Source organism: Mesorhizobium sp. J8, from assembly GCF_016591715.1.
Classification (GTDB): domain Bacteria; phylum Pseudomonadota; class Alphaproteobacteria; order Rhizobiales; family Rhizobiaceae; genus Mesorhizobium.
The window spans coordinates 68,036-90,677 of the sequence record NZ_AP024109.1 but is presented as its reverse complement, the minus strand read 5'-3'; the positions used below and the strand labels follow the sequence as shown (position 1 = coordinate 90,677).

Sequence of the window (22,642 nt, the reverse complement as noted above, 5' to 3'; positions counted from 1 at the left end):
TTTGTTGGAGCATGATCTTTCTCCGAAAACCGGTCCCACTTTTCGGGACCATGCTCTAAGCCGCCCGTGGGGCCTTGCCCGGCTCGCTCTTCGGCGAGGCCTGCGCCGGTATCCCGCGCTCGGCCCGGCCAGAGGAAATCGACAGGTAGAAGATGCGCTTCTGCTCGGCCCGGCCGCGCGACACCGAATCCAGGATTAGGCCGGTCATCATCGAGAGCATGGCCAGGAGCAGCATGCCGATCGACAGCACCCATGTCGGCATGCGCGGCACCAGCCCCGTCTCGGCGAATTCGATGAGCACGGGGATCATCAGGCCGATGCTCGCCGCCAGGAAGAACAGCGCGAAAGTGCCGAAGAAGCGCAGCGGCTGCGTCTCCTTCACCAGCATGGCGAACATCCACAGGATCCGGGCGCCGTCGCGAAAGGTCGACAGCTTCGACGACGAGCCTTCCGGACGGCGGCCGTAGTCGAGCGCCATCTCGCTCACCGGCAGCTTCAGTTGCGAGGCATGCACCGACATCTCGGTCTCGATCTCGAAGCCGCCGGAGACGGCGGGAAAACTCTTGACGAAGCGGCGCGAAAACACCCTGTAGCCGGAGAAGATGTCGGTGAAGTCGGTTCCGAACAGGCCCTTGTAAAGGCGGTTGAAGACACGATTGCCGAAGGCGTGACCGTTGCGGCCGGCATCGTCGGTCACGCCGCGCCTGGTGCCCACCACCATGTCGGAGCGTTCGGTCTGCAGGACGTTGATCAGCTGCGGCGCATCCTCCGGCGCGTAGGTGCCGTCGCCATCGGCCATCACATAGATGTCGGCGTCGATGTCGGCGAACATGCGCCGCACCACATTGCCCTTGCCCTGGCGCGGCTCGCGCACCACGGTGGCGCCGGCGGCGCGGGCCTTCAGCGCCGTAAGATCCTTGGAATTGTTGTCGTAGACATAGATCGTCGCCGAAGGCAGCGTCTCGCGGAAGCGGCGCACGACCTCGCCGATCGTCAGCTCTTCATTGTAGCAAGGCAGGAGCACGGCGATGACCGGCTCGTGGCGGACTGCATGCGGCATCTCTGTCTCCGGGCGCCCGACCCAGCCTCCCGGCCGTCTCTCATGCCGGCCCGTCGAGCCGTTTTACTATTTATTGAAGCCGTTAAGGCTAGGTTTAAGCCGATCCTCTCCCTTCAAAGGCCATGGCAATGGGCACAGCCGAGTACGGCGCCGCCACCTGGAAGTCCGATCTGGCGCTGGCGCTGCTGGCCGCCCTGTTCGCCTTCGCCGTCAATGCTTGGGCCGGCTTCGGCCAACTGACCGATGCAGGCGGCGACAACGACAATCTGCTGCGCCTCGTCGAGGTCCGCGACCTGCTGGCCGGCCAGGGCTGGTTCGACCTGCACCAGTACCGGATGGGGCTGGAAGGCGGCTTCGTCATGCACTGGTCGCGGCTGGTCGACGCGCCGATCGCCATGATCGTGATTGCCGCCTCGGCGCTCACCGGCAGCAGGCCGCTCGGCGAGGACGTGGCGCAGGTGCTGTGGCCGGCGCTGCTCTTCTGGTCGACCCTGTTCTTCACCGCCCGCGCGGCGCGCAGCTTCGGCGGCGGCGGCGCGGTGCTGCCCGCCATCCTCGTCGGCGCCGCCGGCTATTATTTCATCGGCATCTACGACCCCGGCGCGCTCGACCACCACAATGTCCAGCTGATGCTCACCATGGCGAGCCTCGCTTTGCTGCTCGAGGCGTCCGCGCGGCGCTGGGCCGCGCTGCTATCCGGCCTCTGCGCCGCGCTGACGCTCGCCGTCGGCATGGAAACCGTGCCTTACGTCGCCACCATCGGCGTTTGCGTGTCGCTGCTGTTCGTCGCCGATCCGGGCGGCGAACGGGCGGTCGCCCGGGATTTCGGCCTCGGCTTCGCCGGCGTCGCGGCGCTTGCCTTCGTCACGACGGTTTCGCCTTCCGCATGGAGCGCGGCGCAGTGCGATGCCTTCTCGGTTGCGCAGTTCGTCGTCGCGGCCATTGGCGGCGTGGGGCTGGCGGCGATCGCCTCAATCGAGCCCGCCGCCGGCAGCCGGCGGCGCAGGCTTGGGTCGCTTGCCGCGCTGGGCGTCGTCCTCGGCGTGGTCGTGGTGGCGCTGTTCCCACAATGCCTCTCCGCACCTTACGCCTCGCTCGATCCGCGCCTCAAGGAACTGTGGCTCGACCACATCGACGAGGCCCAGTCGCTGTTCACACTGCTTGTCCGCGACCCGGCGCGCGTGGCCGCGCGTTACGCGACGCCGCTGGTCGCGATCATCCTGATGGTGCTGCGTTTGCGCCGCGGCGGCTGGCGGCGGCAGGACAGCCTCGTCGCCGCGCTGCTTGCAGTCGCTTTCGTGGTCGGCGCCTGGCAGGTGCGCGGCACCACCTTCTCGATCGCCTTCGCCGTCGTTCCGCTCGCTGCCTGGATCGCCAAATGGCGGGCGCGTGCCGAAATCAGCTCCTCGCTCGGCGTGGCGCTGCGCCTCGCGGCCGTCTGGCTGGTCTCGATCAACCCGGTCTGGACAGGCGTCGCCGCAGCCGCCTCGGTGGCGTTCGAGAAAGGCAAACCGATCGCCGATGGCGGAACTGCGGACAAGACGTGCGAAAAGAAGGCCAGTTTCGCGCCGTTCGGCGGCATGGCCGACGCCACCGTGCTGACGATCTCCAATCTCGGGGCGCCGGTGCTGGCCTATAGCGGCCATCGCGTCTTCGCCGGCCCCTACCACCGCAACGTCGCCGGCAATCTCCTGGCGCTGGACGCCTTTCTCGGCTCGGCCGACAACGCACGCGCAATCGTCGAGGCGCATCGCGTCGGCCTCGTCGCCGTCTGCCCCGGCAACGTCGAGACCATGATCCTGACCCAAAAGGCGCCGCAGGGCTTCCTGGCCGGCCTGCTGCGCGGCTCGGTGCCGGACTGGCTCGAGCCGGTGAGCGAGAAAGGCAGCCCGATCGAGCTCTATCGCGTCAGGCAAGCCGGCTAACAGCAATTCCGGAAAAATGGGGCGGCGGGTTCCGTGAGCAATTGAGCAACAGCGGTGGAAGCGCGACCTTTTTTGGGGATCTCCGGAAAATCGATTTTCTCGATACTTTTCCTAAACGCTTTGCTGTCAGTCTGAAGAGAAATACCGCCGTAAGAACAGGGACATGATGCAAACGACGTTTGGCACCGGTCAGCCAGGCAAGGAAAACACGGATCTGGCCTTCACGGATTCGTTGACCGGGCTCGGCAACCATCGTCGCTTCTTCGACAAGGTCGATCGCCTGATCAGCGACCGCGCCGACGATCCCGCGCCGTTCACCGTCGGTATCCTCGACCTCGACGGCTTCAAGCCGATCAACGACCTGTTCGGCCACAAGGCCGGCGACGACATCCTGATCCAGGTGGCGATGCGGCTGCGCGCCTCGATGGACGGCTATTCCACCGTCTGCCGCATCGGCGCCGACGAGTTCGCCTATCTCTACCCGATGGTGTTCTCGGAGGAGCAGGCGGCCGAGACATCGCGCATGCTGATCGAGATACTCTCCGCGCCCTATGATGTCGGCGAGCGCACCGCGAGGCTCTCGGCCTCGGTCGGCTGCTCGCTGTTCTACTCCGGCGACGAGACCACCGAGATCCTCATCAACAAGGCCGAGACCGCGCTCTATCACGCCAAGCGCTCCGGCCGCGGCCGCGTCGTCGTCTACACCCGCGAGATGGAGGAGGCGGCCAAGCGCGTCACCCGCATCGAGCAGGCGCTGCGCCGCGCTGTCTCGGCCGGAGAGGTCGAGCCGCACTTCCAGCCCATCGTCGACCTGAACAGCCGCCGCACCATCGGCTTCGAGACGCTGGCGCGCTGGACAGACCGCGACCTCGGCGTCGTGCCGCCATCCGTCTTCATTCCGATCGCCGAGGAACGCGGCATCATCGGCCCGCTGTCGCAGCTGGTGTTGCGCAAGGCGACGGAAGCGGCGCGCAGCTGGCCGAAGGATCTGTTCCTGTCCTTCAACCTGTCGCCCTCGCAGCTTGTCGACCAGAACACCGGCCTGCACATCCTGGCCATTCTCGACCGCACCGGCTTCGATCCGCGCCGGCTGGAGATCGAGATCACCGAAACCGGCCTGATGAACGACCCGGCCTCGGCCGAGAAGATCGTCGAGGATTTGCGCCGCGTCGGCATCCGCGTCTCGCTCGACGATTTCGGCACCGGCCAGTCGTCGCTCGGCCGCCTGCGCGAGTTCCATTTCGACAAGCTCAAGATCGACCGCGCCTTCGTTTCCTCCATACTCGACGACCGGCCCTCGGAACACATCATCCGCGCCATCCTCGCCATGTGCGAGGGGCTCGGCATGGACGTCGTCGCCGAAGGCATCGAGGACGAGGCGCAGGCCGATCGTCTCGTCCAGTTCGGCTGCGCCGGCGGACAAGGCTATCTGTTCGGCAAGCCGGCCGATGCCGACGCCACGCTCGGCTATCTGCGCGATTCCTATCGCGGCGCGCTGCACGCCAAGGCGATCTGACCCGGCTTTTGGGAATCGCGTAGGGCGGCGCTGGCCCCCTCATCCGGCCGCTTCGCGGCCACCTTCTCCCCAGCTGGGGAGAAGAGGCTAGCGCCGACGCCGGCAATCTCCTCTCCCCTCGGGGAGAGGTCAGCCAAGCGAAGCGGAGGCTGGGTGAGGGGGAGTGCCTCATTTTGTCAGACATAAGCCGCAAAGATCCGACGTTTCTCCCTTGCCCCCGCGCTTTGTCTGGCTAGGATGCGCGCCGGCCAAAGGGAGAAGAGATCATGATGCCATCGGCGCGTTTCGCCGACCTCGACGGCGCCTCGGTGCTGATCACCGGCGGCGGCTCCGGCATCGGCGCGGCGCTGACCGAAGGTTTCATGCGGCAAAACGCGAAAGTCGCGTTCATCGACATCGCCGAGACGCCGAGCACTGCGCTCGCCGACCGGCTGGAGACGGAGCTTGGCCGCCGCCCCCTCTATCTCAAGGCCGATTTGCGCGACATCGAGGCGCTGCGCGCCGCCGCGGCCAAGGCGGCCGAGGCGCATGGCGACGTGACGGTGCTGGTCAACAATGCCGCACTCGACGACCGTCATGCCGTTGAAGACGTGACCGTCGAGTTCTGGGACAACAACCTCGCCATCAACCTGCGGCCGCATTTCTTCACCGCGCAGGCCGTGGCGCTCGGCATGAAGCGCGCCGGCGGCGGCTCGATCATCAACTTCACTTCCACGTCCTACCTGATCAACCATCCCGATATGCCGGCCTACACCGCCGCCAAGGCAGGCATCCTCGGCCTGACGAAAGGCCTCGCGGGCAAGCTCGGGCAGAACCGCATCCGCGTCAACGCGGTGGCGCCCGGCTGGGTGATCACCGAGCGCCAGCGCGAGCTCTGGGTAACCGACGAGGCGCTTGCCGCCCATGTCGCCAAGCAGTGCATCAAGGATGTCATGCAGCCCGACGACATGGTGGGCACGGTGCTGTTCCTGGCGTCGGACGCCTCGCGCATGCTGACCGCTCAGATGCTGATCGTGGACGGAGGCTTCCTGTGAGCCCGGCACCCGCGGTCGCCGCGCTCGACTGGGGCACGACCAGGCTACGCGCCTGGCTGCTCGACGGCACCGGCAAGGTGCTTGCCGAGCGGCGCGGCGACGACGGGCTGATCACCGCCCGCGAAAAAGGTTTTGCCAATGTGCTGGAAGGTCACCTCGGCGCCATGGGCGCCCCGGAGGCGCTGCCGGTCATCATTTGCGGCATGGCCGGCTCCCGGCAGGGCTGGATCGAGGCGCCCTATGTCACCGTGCCGGCGCCGATCGGCGCCATCCTGCGCGGCGCCGCCCGCATCGAGGGCTCGCGCCGCGACATCCGCATCGTGCCCGGCCTCGCGCAGCGCCTGGCCGACGCGCCCGATGTCATGCGCGGCGAGGAGACCCAGCTTGCCGGCGCCGGTTTGCCGGCAAAAGGAAGGCATCTGGTTTGCATGCCCGGCACCCATTCGAAATGGGTTTCGGTCGAGGATGGCGCAGTGGCCGGCTTCGGCACCTGGCCGACCGGCGAATTGTTCTCGGTGCTCGCCACGCACTCGATCCTGAAACATTCGCTGGGCGAGCATCCCGCACCCGTCGCCGCCGACAGCCCGTTCTTCCGGCAATGGTGCGAGCGGGCCCTGGGCGAGGGCGGCGACGTGACCTCGAAGCTTTTCGCCATCCGCGCCGCCGGGCTTCTGCAGGATCTGCAGCCCGCCGATGCGGCGGCATGCCTGTCCGGACTGCTGATCGGGGGCGAGATCGCCTCGGCAAGACGCCGCTATGGCGCAAGCGAAGCGCCCGTCGTGCTGGTCGCCTCGGGCGCGCTGGCCACGCTTTATGGCGCGGCGCTCGGCTTTGCCGGCCTTGCCTTCCGCAGCGTGGACGCCGATGAAGCGGTGCGCGCCGGCCTCGTCGAGGCCGCGCGCGAGAACGGCATGATTGGAGGCGCTTGATGAGCCAGACCGCACCCTTCCCGAAGCTCAAGCGCGGCCTTGTCGCCATCCTGCGCGGCCTGAAGCCTTCCGAGGCGGTGGCGATCGGCAAGGCGATCCACGACGCCGGCATCGAGGCTATCGAAGTGCCGCTCAATTCGCCGGAGCCGTTCGTCTCCATTGCCGATCTGATCAAGGCGCTGCCGCAAAGCGCGCTGATCGGCGCCGGCACCGTGCTGACGGCCGCGGACGTCGACGCTTTACACAGAGCCGGCGGCAGGTTGCTGGTCAGTCCGAACATCGATGCCGAGGTCATGGGTCGCGCCATGCACCACGGCATGGTGACGATGCCGGGCGTGTTCACGCCCACCGAAGCCTTCCAGGCGATCCGGTTAGGGGCCTCGGCGCTGAAATTCTTCCCGGCGAGCGTGCTTGGATCGAGCGGCATTGCTGCGATCCGCGCCGTGCTGCCACCTGCAACCCTGATCGGCGCGGTCGGCGGCGTTTCCGACAAGGATTTCGCCGGCTACAAGGCGGTCGGCGTCAGTGTCTTCGGCCTGGGATCCAGCCTCTACAAGCCGGGCTCGACGGTCGAGGAGGTCGCGCAGCGTGCCCGCGCCGCGGTCGCCGTCTGGGACGAAGCCTTCGGAGGATGACGATGGACGGCGTTTCGGTTTTTTCCGACCACATCTGCGAGCTCGGCGAGGGCCCGAGCTACGATCCCGCCACCGACACGCTGTTCTGGTTCGACATCGTCAACGGCAAGCTTCTGGAAAAGCCGCTTGCCGGCGCGCTGAAAATCCATGACCTCGGCGTCATGGCCAGCGCCATCGCCGTCATCGACGAAGACCGCCAGCTCATCGCCACCGAGATAGGCCTGCAGGTCCGGGACGTGAAAACCGGCAGGCTGACGCTGCACACGCCGATCGAGGCCGACAACCCGGTGACGCGCTCCAACGATTCCCGCGTCCACCCCTGCGGCGCCTTCTGGGTGGGCACGATGGGCAAGGGCGAGGAGAAGGGCGCGGGCTCGATCTACTGGTTCTTCAAGGGAGAGCTGCGCCGGCTGTTTTCCGGCATCACCGTCTCGAACTCGATCTGTTTTTCCGAGGACGGCACGATTGCCTACTACACCGACACCGCGACCGGGCTTCTGATGCGCGTCGCCTGCGATCCGGCGACCGGCCTGCCGGCCGGCGAGGTGAAAGTGTTCGTCGACCATCGCTCCTCGAAAGGTTATATCGACGGTTCGGTCGTCGACCGCGACGGCGTGCTGTGGAACGCCGTCTGGGGCGGCAAGGCGGTGAAGGCATATGCGCCGGACGGCACGCTGCTGCGCGAGATCGCCATGCCTGTCACGCAGGCTTCCTGCCCCGCTTTTGTCGGGAAGGAGGCCGACCGCCTGGCCGTGACCTCGGCCTGGAGCGGCAAGGACGAAAAACAGCGCGCTCTCGACCCGCAGGCCGGCATGACCTTCCTGCTCGACATTCCGGTCAAAGGCCGCTTCGAGCCGCGCGTGCTGATCGCCTGAGCGCTGTCGCGCAACCGCCCGCGCCGGTCGGTTTCCCGCAAGCCGATTGCCGCGGCCATGCGATGGTAGCGCGCTGATTTCGACCAGGGCAGACCGTTCATGTCGCGTGACAAGCCGACCCTCATTCTCGTCTACGAGCCGGAGAAGGCCTGCCTCGACCGCCTATCCGCCGACGGCTACCCGGCGGATCGTGCCCTGGAGATCTCGTCCTATCTGGCGCAATCGACCGACCTCAAGCCGGAGTTCAATCAGCTCGCCGAGGCTTGCGAGAAGCGCGGCCTCGCTTTCCAACCTGTCGAGCTCGATGACGCATCAGCGGTGCTGGCGAAGGCCGATCCGGCGACGACGCTGGTCTGGACGCTGACCGATGGCATTGCCTATTTCCGTGGTGGCGCCTCGCCCGCGCTCGCCCGCCTCAACGGGCTGCGCACCATCGGCGCCGACGATTCGCTGTTCGCGCTCTGCCAGGACAAGCTTCGCTCCGGCGCCGTGCTCGGCGCGCTCGGCCTGCCAGTGCCGCAGGCCGGACTAGCCCGCAACGGCGAGTGGCTGGTCGAGCCGACGGCCTCGCCCAAGGGCTGGTTCGTCAAGCCGAACCGGCTCGGCGCCAAGATCGGCATATGGCCGGATTCGCGCATCGCCGATCTCGATCATGCGCTGGAGCTTAGCCGGCGCGTTTTTTCGCATTATCGCGACGATGTCGTCGTCCAGCCCTATGTCGCCGGCCGCAATGTGCGGGCGAGCTTCCTCGGGTTGAAACCCGAAACCGGCGTCGAGGCTTTGGGCATATTCTTCGTCGATTCCGGTGGCGATTTTCAGACCATGGCCGACTCGATGGCGCTCTATGGCGACACCGGCCAGGCGGCGAAGGATGCGGGCACCTATGTCGAGCCGGAGCTTGAGGCCGTCGGCGCCAGTCAGCCGGAGGCGGACCGGACAATCCGTGCCGTCGCGCAGAGGCTGATAAGCGGTCTCGGCCTGCGGGATGTCTTTTCAGTCGACTTCAGGGTCGAGCCCGACGACACCGTGCATCTCATCGAGTTCGAAGTCTGCCCCGGCCTGCCCTGCTTCGATTTTCGCGACTATTGCCGCAGACAGTGGGGCATGGAGCTCGCCGACGCGATGGCCGAGACGGCGGTCCACCGGTTCCTCGGCTAGCCAGCTTGACGCCTCATTCTCCGACTCTACTGTCGCGGCTCTGTCAACGAGAGCCGCGCAATGAACACAACGCCCGTCAGCGTTCAAAGTCTCCACCATCATCTAACGCGCATGGGCGGCCGCGACCCGCATGAGGAGCATCGCGTCGCCACGCCGCTCGAGCTGCTCTTCGACCTGACCTTCGTCACCGCTTTCGGCCTCGCCGCCTCGCAGCTGGCGCACGCCCTGGCCGAGGGCCATTATGCGGTCGGCCTGCTCGGCTTCGGCTTCGCCGGCTTCGCCATCTGCTGGGCCTGGATCAATTTCTCCTGGTTCGCCTCGGCCTATGACACCGACGACTGGCTTTTCCGCCTGATCACCATGGTGCAGATGATCGGCGTCTTGGTGCTGGCCATCGGCCTGCCGCGCATGTTCGCCTCGATCGAGCATGGCGAGCATCTCGACAATTCCATCATGGTGCTGGGCTACGTCATCATGCGCGTCGCCATGATCTTCCAGTGGCTGCGCGCGGCCAGGCAGGATCCGTCGCGTCGCGACATCTGCCTCACCTATGTCACGGCCATCGCCATCGCCCAGATCGGCTGGGTGGTGCAGATCCTGGCTGATTTTTCGATCGCCACCAGCGCCGTGCTCGCCGTCGTCCTTTTGCTGGTCGAGCTCGCCGGGCCCGTGCTCGCCGAGCGCAGGAACGGCGGCACGCCCTGGCACGCGCATCACATGGCCGAGCGCTACAGCCTGTTCGCCATCATCGCGCTCGGCGAAGGGGTTGTCGGCACGCTGGCCTCGCTGTCGGCCGTGGTGGAGGAGCAGGGCTGGAACCTCGATGCCGCCCTTGTCGGCGTCGCCGGCACCGGCCTCACCTTCGGCATGTGGTGGTGCTACTACATGCTGCCGTCGGCGCCGGTGCTGCATGCGCACCGCGACCGCTCCTTCGTCTGGGGCTACGGCCAGATGGTGATCGTGGCCGCGATCGTCGCCACCGGCGCCGGCCTGCATGTCGCGGCCTATTTCATCGAGCACAAGGCCCATATCGGACCGCTGGCGACGCTGCTCTCGACCGCCATCCCGCTCGCCATCTTCCTCGGCGGGATCTATGCGCTCTACTATTATCTCGTGCAGCGTTTCGACCCGTTCCACGTCTGGCTGCTGCTGGCTACGGCGGCGGTCGCGGCACTTGCCGTCGCCGCCGCCATTGCCGGCGTCGACATGGCGGTGTGCCTGATCATCCTGATGCTGGCGCCGGCGGTCACCGTCGTCGGCTACGAAATCCACGGCCACCGCCACCAGGCGGAGTCGCTCGCCATCGACGAGCGGCACACGCTGCACTGAGGGGCTTCGAGGCTGGTCAGACGCCTTCGACCAGAACGATCTCGCCGTCGGCCACTTTCTGGCGGATGGCGGCAGCGCGCTGGTACTCGGGCGAGTGGTAGCAATCATGCGCCACGGCCAGCGATTCGAACTCGATGATCACGTTGCGGGCGCGGCCCGGCCCTTCGGCCTTTTCATGCTCGCCCCCGCGCGCCAGAAACTTCGCTCCGAAGCGATCGAAGGCGAGCTTCGCGGCGGCGACATAGTCCTTGTAGGCCTCGGCGTCGCGCACATCGACACGCGCGATCCAATATCCCTTCGGCATTCTCTTTCTCCTGTCTGTTCTCGCGGCCGAGGACGGATCCTCAAGCCGATTGCATCTCGGCGAGTATCGCCTCGGCCGCCGCGCGGCGGTCCGGCGCGGCGACGATCGGCCGGCCGACGACGAGATGGCTGGAGCCGTTGCGGATCGCCTGCGCCGGCGTCACCACGCGCTTCTGGTCGCCATGGTCGGTGCCCGACGGGCGGATGCCGGGCGTCACCACCGCCAGGTCCGGGCCGACGATGCGGCGCACCGCCTCGGCCTCCTCGGCCGAGCAGACGATGCCACCCATGCCGGCATGCAGCGCCTGTTCGGAGCGCCGAAGCACCAGCGTGTGCGGGTCGTATTCATAGCCGGCGTCGATCACGTCCTGCTCGTCCATCGATGTCAGCACCGTCACGCCGAGCAGGCAGAGCTCGCTGCCCCTGGCCGCCTCGACAGCCGCTCTCATGGTTTTGGGATAGGCGTGCAGCGTCAGCATCGTCATGCCCATCTTGACGATGTTCTCGACACCTTTGGCGACCGTGTTGTCGATGTCGAGCAGTTTCATGTCGAGGAACACTTTCGTGCCGCCGCTCGCGAGTTCGCGCGCGAAGTCCAGTCCGCCGGCGAAGGCGAGCTGGTAGCCGATCTTGTAGAAGGAAACGGCGCCCTCGAGCTCGCGTACCGCCTTCTCGGCCTCTTTCAGCGTCGGAAGGTCCAGCCCCACGATCAGCCTGTCTCGCATCGTGTTCGCCTCCGCGAAATTGATCACGCCTCGATCCGGGTCGACAGCATGCGCGCGGTTTCGATCAGTGTGCGGCATAGGCGCTCCATCGATTGGTGTAGTCTGGCATCCTTGAATTGTCCGTCCTCGGCGAAGGCTTCGCCAGCCTCGGAGACCGAGCATTCCGGCGTGATCACCTCCATCTGGCAGCGCACCAGCACCGCGCGCAGATGATTGATGCAGCGTATGCCGGCGAATTTGCCTTCCGAGGACGAGCAGAGCGCGACGGGTTTGCCGTAAAGCGGCCTGAACGAACGGCTGCCCTCGCGCCGTATCCGGCTCACCCAGTCGATCGCGTTCTTGAGCAAGGGCGGGATCGAGCCGTTATATTCCGGCGTCGCGATCAAGAGCCCGTCATGCGCGGCGATCTGGCGGCCGAGCTTGACGGCGTTATCGGGGATGCCTCTGTCCTTCTCCAGGTCCTCGTCCATGATCGGCAGCGGATAGTCGCCGAGCGAGATGCGCGTCACCTCCGCGCCCTGCATGGCGAGCTCCTTCTGCGCCACATCGGCGGTCCGGCCGCTATAGGCGCCGGTCCGGACCGAGCCGGCGAAGACGAGGATTCGTGGGATCACTGCCATTGGCCTGCTTCGCTACGGGAGTAGGGGAGTAAGGGAACAGGGCAGTAGGGACGGTGTGGAAGCTGAACGTTCATTCCCTATTCCCCTACTGCCTTACTCCCCTGCTCCCTTATCCCTAGTGCGACGGCCGCCGATAGATCCACAGCTGCGTCGGCGGGATGTTGCGGAAGATGAAATCGAAATGCTCGACCGTGTAGTCGCCGCGGCCGGCCGGGATCGGCGACAGCGGGCCATAGGTGAGTTGTACAATCGGCCTTCCGGCGGGAATGCGGTCGAGCAGGCTTTCGACATAGGCGATGCGCTGGGCGACCGGGAAGTTGAGCAGCGGCACGCCTGAGACGACCGAATCGAACATCATGTCGCGCTTGTCGCCGAGCGTGGCGTCGAGGTCGAAGGCGTCGCCCTCGATCACGTTGACGCCGGGATAGAGCCCGCGCAGATGGCGCACGAAGTCGGTCGAATATTCGACCGCATAGAGGTTTTCGGGCTTCACGCCCTGGGCGAGGATGGCGCGGGTGATGACGCCGGTGCCAGGCCCGACCTCGAGCACCGGCAGGCCCGATCTCGGGTTGACGATCGAGGCCATCTTGCGGGCGGTGATGGAACTGGTGGGAACGATCGAGCCGACCGTTTTCGGCTTATCGATCCAGCCCTTGAAGAACTTCAGCTCGTCGTCGAATTTTTCGGCCAGCGCTTTGCGCAACCCGGGACTACGTGCCATCGCGAGCTCTCCTCAATGCTCCGCCCCCGATCCGCTACTTAGCAGGTGGGTGGGACAAGGCAAGGCGTCAAGCTGGCATAAGGTGTTGATGACGCTTGGGAAGCGGATCGCCCCCTCCAAGCCGTGCGAATACAGGGCCGTGACGGTCAGTTTTCGCCGAACGACTCGAAGAAATCCTTCATGCGGGCGAAAAAGCCGCTCGACTGGGGCGAGTTCTCCTTCGAGGAGAGTTGCTCGAACTCTTCCAGCAATTCGCGCTGGCGGCGCGTCAGGTTCTGCGGCGTCTCAACCGCCGTCTGGATGTAGAGGTCGCCGACATTGGGCTGGCGCAGCACCGGCATGCCCTTGCCCTTCAAGCGGAACTGGCGGCCGTTCTGGGTGCCTTCCGGCACTTTCACCTTGGTCTGCGTGCCGTCCAGCGTGGTGACCTCGAAGGAACCGCCGAGCGCGGCCGTCGTCATCGAGATCGGCACCTTGCAATAGAGATCGGCGCCGTCCCGCTGGAAGAATTCGTGCGGCTTCACCGCCAGGAAGATATAGAGGTCGCCCGGCGGTCCGCCGCGCAGGCCCGCCTCGCCCTCATTGGCAAGCCGGATGCGGGTGCCGTCCTCGATGCCGGCCGGAATGTTGACCGACAGCGAGCGCTCCTCGGTGACACGGCCCTGGCCGGCGCATTTCGGGCAGGGGTCCTTGATCGTCTGGCCGCGGCCCTGGCATTGCGGGCAGGTCCGCTCGATAGAGAAGAAGCCTTGCGTGGCGCGCACTTTGCCGTGGCCATGGCACATCGAGCAGGTCACCGGCTGCGTGCCGGGCTTGGCGCCGCTGCCGGAGCATTCCGAGCAGGAGATGGAGGCCGGCACGTGGATTTGCGCGGTCTTGCCGGAGAAAGCTTCTTCCAGCGTGATTTCCATGTTGTAGCGCAGGTCGGCGCCGCGCTCGCGGCCGCCCGACGAGCGGCGCTGGCGACCGCCCATCATGTCGCCGAAAATGTCCTCGAAAATGTCGGCGAAGCCGCCGGCGCCGAAGCCGTGCGCCGCGCCGTTCATGCCGCCCTCGAAGGCAGCGTGGCCGAAGCGGTCATAGGCGGCACGCTTTTGCGGGTCCTTCAGCGTCTCGTAGGCTTCGTTGATTTCCTTGAACTTGTGCTCGCAGGCATGGTCGCCGGGGTTGCGGTCGGGGTGGAACTGCATGGCGAGCTTACGAAAAGCGCTCTTTAGCTCCTTGTCGTCGGCGCCCCTTTGCACGCCCAGCGTTTCGTAGAAATCAGCTTTCATTTTTTCCCGCTGTCCGGATGCTCAATGTCTTCAAGCATTGTTGGCAATCTTTGCCGGCATGGTCTTGGATTTAGGAGCGATGTTTCCCGGATGCTAGTACCAAGCCGGGGCAGCTCCGGGTTTTTCGTCATTTTTTCGGTCAGGGTTGCAAAAAAGCCCGGCCTTGCGCCGGGCTTTTGCACTTATTCGCCGTCAGCCGGCTCAGGCCGACTTCTTCTTGTCGTCGTCTTCGTTGATTTCCTCGAAGTCGGCGTCGACCACGTCCGAATCCTTGGTGGCATCCGCCTTGGCGTCGGCTTCGGCCGCTTCCTTCTGCGAGGCCTCATACATGGCCTGGCCGAGCTTCATCGAGGCTTCGGCGAGCGCCTGCGACTTGGCTTCGATGTCGGCCGGATCGTCACCCTCGGCCGCGGTCTTCAGAGCGGCAATCGCATCCGAGATCGCGGCGCGGTCGGCCTCCGAGACCTTGTCGCCATAGTCCTTGAGCGACTTCTCGGACGAATGCACCAGCGCTTCGGCCTGGTTGCGGGCCTCGACGAGGGCACGGCGCTTCTTGTCCGCCTCGGCATTGGCCTCGGCATCCTTTACCATCTTCTCGATGTCGGCGTCGGACAGGCCGCCCGAAGCCTGGATGCGGATCTGGTGCTCCTTGCCGGTGCCCTTGTCCTTGGCCGAGACGTTGACGATGCCGTTGGCGTCGATGTCGAAGGTGACCTCGATCTGCGGCACGCCGCGCGGGGCCGGCGGGATGCCGACCAGGTCGAACTGGCCGAGCAGCTTGTTGTCGGCCGCCATTTCACGCTCGCCCTGGAAGACGCGGATCGTCACAGCCGACTGCGAATCCTCGGCGGTCGAGAAGGTCTGGCTCTTCTTGGTCGGGATCGTCGTGTTGCGCTCGATCAGTCGGGTGAACACGCCACCCAGCGTCTCGATGCCCAGCGACAGCGGCGTCACGTCGAGCAGCAGCACGTCCTTGACGTCGCCCTGCAGCACGCCGGCCTGGATGGCGGCGCCGAGCGCGACGACCTCGTCCGGGTTGACGCCCTTGTGCGGCTCCTTGCCGAAGAACTGCTTCACGATCTCCTGGATCTTGGGCATGCGGGTCATGCCGCCGACCAGGACCACTTCGTCGATCTCGCCAGCCTTCAGGCCGGCATCCTTGAGCGCAGCCTTGCAGGGCTCGATGGTGCGCTGCACGAGATCCTCGACCAGGCTTTCGAACTTCGCCCGGGTGAGCTTCATCGTCAGGTGCTTCGGGCCGCTGGCGTCGGCGGTGATGAAGGGCAGGTTGATCTCGGTCTGCGTCGTCGACGACAGCTCGATCTTGGCCTTCTCGGCCGCTTCCTTCAGGCGCTGCAGCGCGAGCTTGTCGGCCTTGAGGTCGATGCCCTGCTCCTTCTTGAACTCGGCCGCCAGATATTCGACGAGCCGCATGTCGAAGTCCTCGCCGCCGAGGAAGGTGTCGCCATTGGTCGACTTCACCTCGAACACGCCGTCGCCGATTTCGAGCACCGAAATATCGAAGGTGCCGCCGCCAAGGTCATAGACGGCGATGGTCTTGCCGTCCTTCTTCTCGAGGCCATAGGCAAGGGCCGCGGCCGTCGGCTCGTTGATGATGCGCAGCACCTCGAGGCCGGCGATCCTGCCGGCGTCCTTCGTCGCCTGGCGCTGGGCGTCGTTGAAATAGGCCGGAACGGTGATGACCGCCTTCTCGACCTTCTCGCCGAGATAGGCTTCCGCCGTCTCCTTCATTTTCTGCAGGATCATGGCCGAGATCTGGCTGGGCGACTGCTTCTTGCCGCCGGCCTCGACCCAGGCGTCGCCATTGTCGCCCTTGACGATCTTGTAGGGGACAAGCTTCTTGTCCTTCTCCGTCACCGGGTCGTCATAGCGGCGGCCGATCAGGCGCTTGACCGCGAAGATGGTGTTTTCAGGATTGGTGACCGCCTGGCGCTTGGCCGGCTGGCCGACGAGACGTTCGCCGTCGCTCGAGATGGCGACGATGGAAGGCGTCGTGCGCGCGCCTTCAGCATTCTCGATCACCTTGGGATCCTTGCCATCCATGATGGCGATGCAGGAATTGGTGGTGCCGAGATCGATACCGATAACTTTTGCCATTGTTCTGGTCTCTCCTCTAAGCAGGCTCTCAGGACCCTTGAAAAGGCGTTCCGACGAAAGCCCCTGTTCACAAGAAATCCCGCCACGGTCCCCGCTTTTCAGGGCCGGACGGCTGGCGCGTATATAAGAACAGGCGATACGAGGCGCAAGCATTCTGCGCAAGCTGTTCATTGTCTCGGCAAGGGCCAGCAAGCGATCCGCCGCGCTTTGCGGCGCGATCGGCGCGGGCCCGCGCTATCACATTGTTCCGGCTGCCTTTTTTATTTACGGCGCTGCTGGCGGCGCTCGGAGCCGCCGTCCGGCGGGGGCAAGTCTCGCCTCGGCGGGCGTGACTTTCGGTCGCGAAAGGGCGGGAAATCGGCATTGCGGCGACGCTTCGCGCATCCGGCGGCAAGCCGCGAGGGAGCGCCTCGCGCTCGGGCAGCCCTGCCGGGCGCATGGCCCGGCAGGGTATCCTGTGCTTAGAGCCCGTTGTCCTTCAGGATCTTGGCGGCGTTCTCCTTGGTGATCCTTTCCGTCCGCAGCGTGATGGTCTTTTCGACCTTCTCGCCGTTGAGGAACTTGATCGCCTGGCGCAGGCCCTCGGCGCCCGGCGTGACATAGGTGAAGGTCGCCGTCAGCTCGCCCTTGTTCACCATCTGCACGCCTTCGTTGGGCAGGCCGTCGATGCCGATGAACTTGATGTCCTTCTCGCGCCCGACATCCTTGGCCGCGAGATAGGCGCCATAGGCCATCGGATCGTTGTGGCCGTAGACGAGATCGATCTTCTCGTTGGTCTTCAGCGCGTTGGCCATGATGTTGTAGGCCTGGTCCTGCTTCCAGTCGCCCGACTGCTGGTCGAGCAGATACTTGATGCCCGGCTCCTTGTCGGTGAATTCATGGAAGCCGTCATGGCGGTCATGCGCCGGCTGCGTGCCCATGCCGCCCCAGATCTCGACGACGTTGCCGGCGGCCTTGCCCTTGCCGCCGAGAAGCTCGACGGCATATTCGCCCGCCGCGCGGCCGATCAGCTTGTTGTCGCCGCCGACGAACTGCGTGTAGTCCTTGGTGTCGACATTGCGGTCGAGCACGAAGACCGGGATCTTGGCGTCGATCGCCTGCTGCACCACGCCGGTGAGACCGGCCGATTCCTTCGGCGACACCAGCAGCGCGTCCACCTCCTGGCGGATCAGGTTCTCGACGTCGGCCACCTGCTTCTCGGTCTTGTCCTCGCCGTCGGTGATGATCAGCTCGACTTCCGGATGCTTGGCGGCCTCCGCGATGATGTCCTTGTTGAACTGGGCGCGCCAGGGTTCGATGGTCGTCACCTGCGAGAAGCCGATCTTCCACTTCTTGTCCTGGGCAAAGGCATGATTGCTGGAGAAGAGAGCGGTGGTGGTCAGAAGTGCCGCCGCGAAGGTGGCGAGCTTCAGCATATCACGTCGTGTCATGGTCCTGTTTCCTCCGGATTATAGAGACGAGGTCTCCTGTGACGGCCGTTTTGCCGCGGCCGTTTCCTTTTGCGCCGTCCGTCCGCCGGGCAGGCGCAGATAGCTTAAGATGTCGCCGGCGTTGCGCTCCTGTACGAGCACGGTGCCGATGATGATCGCCCCCTTCAGCACCAGCTGAAGGTTCGAATTGATGTTGTGCAGTTGCAGGATGTTGGAGAGCAGCCCGAAGATCAGCACGCCGCAGAAGGTGCCGATGAGGCTGCCGCGTCCGCCCATCAGGCTCGTGCCGCCGATGACCACGGCGGCGATTGCGTCGAGCTCCAGCCCGGCGCCGGCATCCGGCTTGCCCTGCCGGTATTGCGCCACGTAGAGCACAGCCGCGATGCCTGCGAGCAGGCCGGACACCGCATAGGTGGCGATCTTGACGCGTCCGGCCGCGATGCCGGAAAGCCTGGCCGCCTCCTCATTGCCGCCGATGGCATAGACATAGCGGCCGAAGGGCGTGAAGCGCAGCACCGCGCCATAGATCACGACCGCGCCGAGGAAGAAGAGGCCCGGCATCGGCACGACCCCAAGCACCAGCGAACGCAGTATCTCGAAGTCCTCGGTGGCGTTGGAGCCTGTATAGACCGGCAGCACGGCATTGTTCTGGCCAGCGGTCAGGCGCGCTATGCCGAGCGCCGTCACCATCATCGCAAGCGTGACGATGAAGGGCTGCAGGCGGCCGGCGACGATGATGAAGCCGTTGATGGTGCCGAACAGCAGGCCGACGCAGGGCGCCACCAGAAGCACGCCGAGCACGCCGAACTTGGTCTCGACCTGCGGCAGCAGGTACCACAGCGAAAGGCAGCACAGCACAACGCCGACGATGCCCGGGATCACCAGTCCGCGCCCCTTGTCGAGCCGCACCTCGCGGCCGGCTTGCGCCCCGGCGCGGGATTTCTCGATGTTGAGCAGGATGAAGCGCGTGGCCAGCGCGCCGAGGCACAAGGCGACCAGCGCGGTCGCCGGCACGCCGAGCGCCGCCGACGGCGTGACGCCCGGCACGGTGAGCAGCATGGCGCAGACGACGGAGCAGATCGCCATCAGCGAGCCGACGGAGAGATCGATGCCGCCGGTCAGGATCACCGCCGTCATGCCGGTGGCGATGAGGCCGGTGGTCGACACCTGGCGCAGCACGTCGAGCAGGTTGCCGTAGGACAGGAAGATGTTGTTGCCCTTTGAGCTGATCGGCGAGCCGAACACGCCGATCAGGAAGATGGCGATCAGCCCCCAGTAAAGCTTGGTGCGGGAGAGAAGGCTGAAGAGGTTCATGCGGCAGGTCTCGAAGTTCGGCGCGGCGCGGCAAGCCGCATGATCGCTTCCTCGCTGGCCTCGGCACGGGACAGGATTCCGCGCTGGCGGCCCTCCGCCATGATCAGGATGCGGTCGGCCAGATGCAGAAGCTCGGGCAGTTCCGAGCTGATCACGGCGATCGCCAGGCCGTCGCCGGCGAGCTTGAAGATGAGGTCGTAGATCTCGCGCTTGGCGCCGACATCGATGCCGCGCGTCGGCTCGTCGAGCAGGAGCACGCGCGGCCGCGTGGCCAGCCATTTGCCGATCACCACCTTCTGCTGGTTGCCGCCCGACAGCGTGCCGGCGGCCTGCTCGATGCTTTCGCAGCGTATGCCGAGCGCGCTCACCGCCTCTCGCGCCAGGCCCTGCTCGCCCGAACGCGAGCGCAGGCCGAAGCGCGCCAGCGCGCCGACCAGGGGCAGCGCGACATTGTCGGTGATCGAGGCCGCGAGATGCAGGCCCTGCGTCTTGCGGTCCTCGGTCACCAGGGCGATGCCGAGCCGGCGCGCCTCGCGCGGCGAGCCGATCTCGACCGGCACGCCGTCGAGCTTGATCTCGCCGCCGGTGCGGCCGTCGCTTGAGCCGAAGATCGCCTCCAGGATTTCGGTGCGGCCGGAACCCAGCAGCCCGCCTATGCCGAGGATCTCGCCCGCCGAAAGATCGAAGCTCACGCCCTCGATCACCGTGCGCCAGCCATGCCGGTCGGGCTTGGACAGCGACAGGTCCCTGACCGAGAGCGCTGTCCTGCCACCCGGGCCGCGCTCGTGATCGGAGGATGCCAGGAGGTCGCGCCCGACCATGGCCGAGATGATGGCGTCCTCGCTCAGCGCCGCCATGTCCTGCGTCACCACATGGCGTCCGTCGCGCAGCACGGTCACCCGGCTTGCCAGATGCATGACCTCGTCGATGCGGTGCGAGATGTAGACGATGGCGACGCCGCCTGCCGCGAGCTGGCGGATGATGCGGAACAGCCGCTCGCATTCGGCCGGCGAGAGCGCCGAGGTGGGCTCGTCCATGATCAGGATGCGCGCCGATTTCGACAGCGCCTTGGCGATCTCCACGAGCTGCTGCTCGCCGACCCTGAGCGTGCCGACGCGCGCGTCCGGATCGAGCTCGATGCCGAGGCGCTCAAGCAGCGCGCTTGCCGCGCGGCTGCTCGCCTTGCGGTCGACGACCAGCCCGGCGATCAGCTTTTCGCGGCCGAGGAAGATGTTGTCGGCGACGCTGAGCTCGGGAACGAGGTTGAGCTCCTGGTGGATGATGGCGATGCCGGCGTCCTCGGCGTCGCGGACGCCGGTGAAACGGACCGACTGGCCGTCGACCGCGACAGTGCCTTCGTAATCCGTGTAGACGCCCGAGAGTATCTTCATCAGCGTCGACTTGCCGGCACCGTTCTCGCCCATCAGCGCATGCACCTCGCCCGGCCTGAGGTCCAGACTCACACCGGACAGCGCGGCGATGCCGCCAAATCGCTTGGAAATGCCGGTCGCGCTCAGAACGGCGGCTGGACCATCGGCCGTAGCATTGCCAGTCGTGATGGAATCCGCGCGCTGCATGGCAAAGGACGGCCTCCCTCCGTCGTCTTCGATGGCTGGAACGCTAATCTAAACGTTTCGAAGGTGTCAAGCGCATATCTGGTTGCTGAGGATTGATGCATTTCAATTCTTGCGGAAAATGGCGGCTTTACGTAGGTTTAGCCAAATAAGGGCGGCGAAACGTTTCGAAAATGACGGTGTCAGGGCGGAAAAAACAGCGGAAATCCACGGCGCCGACCATGCTGCACGTAGCCGAGGCGGCGCGCGTGTCGGTGGCCACCGTATCGGCATTGCTCAACGGTACCGCCACCGTCAGCCCCGAGCTTACGCAACGCATCGAGCAGGCGATCCGCGACATCGGCTACAAGCGCAATGCCATTGCCCGCAGCCTGAAGATGGGCACCACGCGCACCATCGGCCTCACCGTGCCGCACATCACCAACCCGTTCTTCACCGATGTCGTCTCGGTCATCCAGCAGGCTTTCGACCGCGCCGGCTATGCCGTCATGCTGTGCTGCACCGACGAGGACCTGAACACGCAGGACGAGCAGATACGCCTGCTGCTCGACCGCATGGTCGACGGGCTGATCGTGGCGCGCGTCGGCGACGGCGGCATTCTGAAGGACATCGTCGAGGACGCCAATGTGCCGGTGGTGCTCCTCGACCGTCTCTGCGAGGGCGTCGACACCGACGCGGTGGTGCTGGACAACCAGCGCGCCGTGTTCGACGCCGTCACCTATCTCATCCACCTTGGCCACCGCCGCATCGCCTACATCACCGGCACCTCCGACATATCCCCCATGCACGACCGCATGATCGGCTATCGCGAGGCGCTGCAGGCGGCCGGCCTGCCGGTGGCGGAGGAGCTCATACGCTCCGGCAATTTCCACGAGATCGACGGCTACAACGCCACCATGCAGCTCCTCTCACTGCACGACCGGCCCACCGCCATCTTCTCGGCCAACAACCCGATGGTGATCGGCACCATGAAGGCGATCCGCGACATCGGCCTCTCTTGTCCCGAGGACATTTCGGTCGCCTGCTTCGACGATTTTCCCTGGTCGGACGTGTTCGTGCCGCAACTGACCACGGTGGCGCAGCCGGTGCAGGCGATCGGCGAGCAGGCGGCGAACCTCCTGCTCGACCGGCTGGCCGGCAACCGCGACGCGCCGCCGCGCAAGCTGGTGCTGAAGGGCCGGCTGATGATCCGCAATTCCTGCCGGCCGCTGGGCGCGGTGGCGCAGAGCGTCAGCGCGTAGATCCGAAAGAGCTATCGCACAGCAGCTGCAACCTCGGAAAGATGCGTCGGCCGCCTGCGATCACCCGCGTGCCGTCGCCGAGCACCGTCTTCGGATCCGCTTTCAGCACCGTGCCGCCGGCCTCTTCGACCAGCAGCATGCCGGCGAGGCAATCCCAGGCGTTCATGTGCTCCTCGATATAGCCGAGCAGCCGGCCGGACGCCGCATAGGCAAGCATCAGCGCTCCGGAAGCATTGCGGTAGAAGACGCCGCCCTCGCCCATGATCAGGCCGATGAGCTCGACGACATTCTTGGTCGAAACGCGGTTGGAAAGCCCGGTGCCGACGGCGCCCTCGGTAAGCGACGCCGCATTGCTGGCCGTGATCGGCTTGCCGTTGAGGAAGGCGCCGCCGCCCAGGCGGCCGTAGAACGTCTCGTCGGTCGAAGGCTCGTGGATGACGCCTACCACTGTCTCGCCATCCCTGGCACAGGCGATTACCACGCACCAGGCGGGAATGCCTCGCACGAAATTGGCGGTGCCGTCGATCGGGTCGATCACCCAGACATGACCGGTTGTTCCGGTGACCGCCGCGTGCTCCTCGCCAACGATGCCGTCCTGCGGATAGGCCTCGACGATCGCCGCGCGGATGAACAGCTCGACCTCTCGGTCGCCCTCGGAAACCAAGTCCTGGTGGCCCTTGCTCTCGATGGTCAGATTGTCGAGGTCACGAAAATATTTGAGGCCCAATTCGCCGGCGCGCCGCGCCAGGTCGATGGCGAAATGCATGCGGTCGTCGAGGTCATGGGTCACGGGCAGGTCTCGCGCGTTCTAGGAGGGACGCGTGCCCTTAGCAGAGGAGCATGTCAGGCAAAAGCTGCCGA

20 protein-coding genes are annotated in these 22,642 nt (G+C 65.7%); 9 read left to right on the top strand and 11 right to left on the bottom strand.

Annotated features, from left to right (window positions below; translation table 11 throughout):
* Positions 1-55 precede the first annotated feature (55 nt).
* The gene (locus tag MJ8_RS00470; protein WP_201412591.1) at positions 56-1,060 is read right to left on the bottom strand and encodes a glycosyltransferase; all 1,005 of its coding nucleotides are present in this window, start codon (positions 1,058-1,060) and stop codon (positions 56-58) included.
* Positions 1,061-1,188: 128 nt separating this feature from the next.
* Between MJ8_RS00470 and MJ8_RS00465 the strand changes: the two genes are divergently transcribed.
* The 8 genes from MJ8_RS00465 (at position 1,189) to MJ8_RS00430 (ending at position 10,461) form a co-directional block, all read left to right on the top strand.
* Positions 1,189-2,985, top strand: coding sequence for a GtrA family protein (locus MJ8_RS00465; protein ID WP_201412590.1), 1,797 nt, complete (start codon positions 1,189-1,191; stop codon positions 2,983-2,985).
* A 166-nt stretch (positions 2,986-3,151) separates the two neighbouring features.
* Complete coding sequence (locus MJ8_RS00460) at positions 3,152-4,501, top strand: putative bifunctional diguanylate cyclase/phosphodiesterase (RefSeq protein WP_201415249.1); 1,350 nt, start codon at positions 3,152-3,154, stop codon at positions 4,499-4,501.
* A gap of 266 nt (positions 4,502-4,767) precedes the next feature.
* A complete protein-coding gene (locus tag MJ8_RS00455) occupies positions 4,768-5,535 on the top strand; it encodes an SDR family NAD(P)-dependent oxidoreductase (protein WP_201412589.1) in 768 nt (255 codons plus the stop codon).
* Entirely contained in the window at positions 5,532-6,464 is a 933-nt protein-coding gene (locus MJ8_RS00450) for a 2-dehydro-3-deoxygalactonokinase (RefSeq protein ID WP_201412588.1), read from the top strand. Before MJ8_RS00455 ends, MJ8_RS00450 begins: the two co-directional genes overlap by 4 nt.
* The gene (locus MJ8_RS00445) at positions 6,464-7,099 is read left to right on the top strand and encodes a 2-dehydro-3-deoxy-6-phosphogalactonate aldolase (RefSeq protein WP_201412587.1); all 636 of its coding nucleotides are present in this window, start codon (positions 6,464-6,466) and stop codon (positions 7,097-7,099) included. The genes MJ8_RS00450 and MJ8_RS00445 overlap by 1 nt, the downstream gene beginning before the upstream one ends.
* A gap of 2 nt (positions 7,100-7,101) precedes the next feature.
* Positions 7,102-7,974, top strand: a complete 873-nt coding sequence (locus tag MJ8_RS00440; RefSeq protein ID WP_412177084.1) for an SMP-30/gluconolactonase/LRE family protein — start codon at positions 7,102-7,104, stop codon at positions 7,972-7,974.
* A gap of 99 nt (positions 7,975-8,073) precedes the next feature.
* The gene (locus tag MJ8_RS00435) at positions 8,074-9,132 is read left to right on the top strand and encodes a D-alanine:D-lactate ligase-like protein (RefSeq protein WP_201412585.1); all 1,059 of its coding nucleotides are present in this window, start codon (positions 8,074-8,076) and stop codon (positions 9,130-9,132) included.
* Between the two features lie 60 nt (positions 9,133-9,192).
* Positions 9,193-10,461, top strand: coding sequence for a low temperature requirement protein A (locus tag MJ8_RS00430; protein ID WP_201412584.1), 1,269 nt, complete (start codon positions 9,193-9,195; stop codon positions 10,459-10,461).
* A 16-nt stretch (positions 10,462-10,477) separates the two neighbouring features.
* Here the strand turns inward: MJ8_RS00430 and MJ8_RS00425 are convergent, their stop codons facing one another.
* The 9 genes from MJ8_RS00425 to MJ8_RS00385 form a co-directional block, all read right to left on the bottom strand.
* Entirely contained in the window at positions 10,478-10,765 is a 288-nt protein-coding gene (locus MJ8_RS00425) for a DUF1330 domain-containing protein (RefSeq protein ID WP_201412583.1), read from the bottom strand.
* A 40-nt stretch (positions 10,766-10,805) separates the two neighbouring features.
* Positions 10,806-11,489 (bottom strand): orotidine-5'-phosphate decarboxylase, encoded by a 684-nt coding sequence (pyrF, locus tag MJ8_RS00420; protein WP_201415248.1) that lies wholly within the window; start codon positions 11,487-11,489, stop codon positions 10,806-10,808.
* Between the two features lie 23 nt (positions 11,490-11,512).
* The gene (locus tag MJ8_RS00415) at positions 11,513-12,109 is read right to left on the bottom strand and encodes an NADPH-dependent FMN reductase (RefSeq protein ID WP_201412582.1); all 597 of its coding nucleotides are present in this window, start codon (positions 12,107-12,109) and stop codon (positions 11,513-11,515) included.
* 115 nt (positions 12,110-12,224) lie between these two features.
* Positions 12,225-12,830, bottom strand: a complete 606-nt coding sequence (gene pmtA / locus MJ8_RS00410) for a phospholipid N-methyltransferase PmtA (RefSeq protein ID WP_201412581.1) — start codon at positions 12,828-12,830, stop codon at positions 12,225-12,227.
* A 146-nt stretch (positions 12,831-12,976) separates the two neighbouring features.
* Positions 12,977-14,104 (bottom strand): molecular chaperone DnaJ, encoded by a 1,128-nt coding sequence (gene dnaJ, locus MJ8_RS00405; RefSeq protein ID WP_201412580.1) that lies wholly within the window; start codon positions 14,102-14,104, stop codon positions 12,977-12,979.
* Positions 14,105-14,305: 201 nt separating this feature from the next.
* Positions 14,306-16,222 (bottom strand): molecular chaperone DnaK, encoded by a 1,917-nt coding sequence (gene dnaK / locus MJ8_RS00400; RefSeq protein WP_201412579.1) that lies wholly within the window; start codon positions 16,220-16,222, stop codon positions 14,306-14,308.
* A 461-nt stretch (positions 16,223-16,683) separates the two neighbouring features.
* A complete protein-coding gene (locus MJ8_RS00395) occupies positions 16,684-17,652 on the bottom strand; it encodes a substrate-binding domain-containing protein (RefSeq protein ID WP_201412578.1) in 969 nt (322 codons plus the stop codon).
* 18 nt (positions 17,653-17,670) lie between these two features.
* Positions 17,671-18,966, bottom strand: coding sequence for an ABC transporter permease (locus MJ8_RS00390; RefSeq protein ID WP_201412577.1), 1,296 nt, complete (start codon positions 18,964-18,966; stop codon positions 17,671-17,673).
* Positions 18,963-20,543 (bottom strand): sugar ABC transporter ATP-binding protein, encoded by a 1,581-nt coding sequence (locus MJ8_RS00385; protein WP_201412576.1) that lies wholly within the window; start codon positions 20,541-20,543, stop codon positions 18,963-18,965. Before MJ8_RS00385 ends, MJ8_RS00390 begins: the two co-directional genes overlap by 4 nt.
* A gap of 218 nt (positions 20,544-20,761) precedes the next feature.
* On the opposite strand from MJ8_RS00385, the gene MJ8_RS00380 reads away from it, so the two are divergent.
* Positions 20,762-21,781, top strand: coding sequence for a LacI family DNA-binding transcriptional regulator (locus tag MJ8_RS00380; RefSeq protein WP_201412575.1), 1,020 nt, complete (start codon positions 20,762-20,764; stop codon positions 21,779-21,781).
* Here MJ8_RS00380 and MJ8_RS00375 read toward each other — a convergent pair.
* Positions 21,771-22,571, bottom strand: a complete 801-nt coding sequence (locus MJ8_RS00375; RefSeq protein WP_201412574.1) for an inositol monophosphatase family protein — start codon at positions 22,569-22,571, stop codon at positions 21,771-21,773. The two genes, MJ8_RS00380 and MJ8_RS00375, sit on opposite strands and share 11 nt — an antisense overlap.
* Positions 22,572-22,642 lie beyond the last annotated feature (71 nt).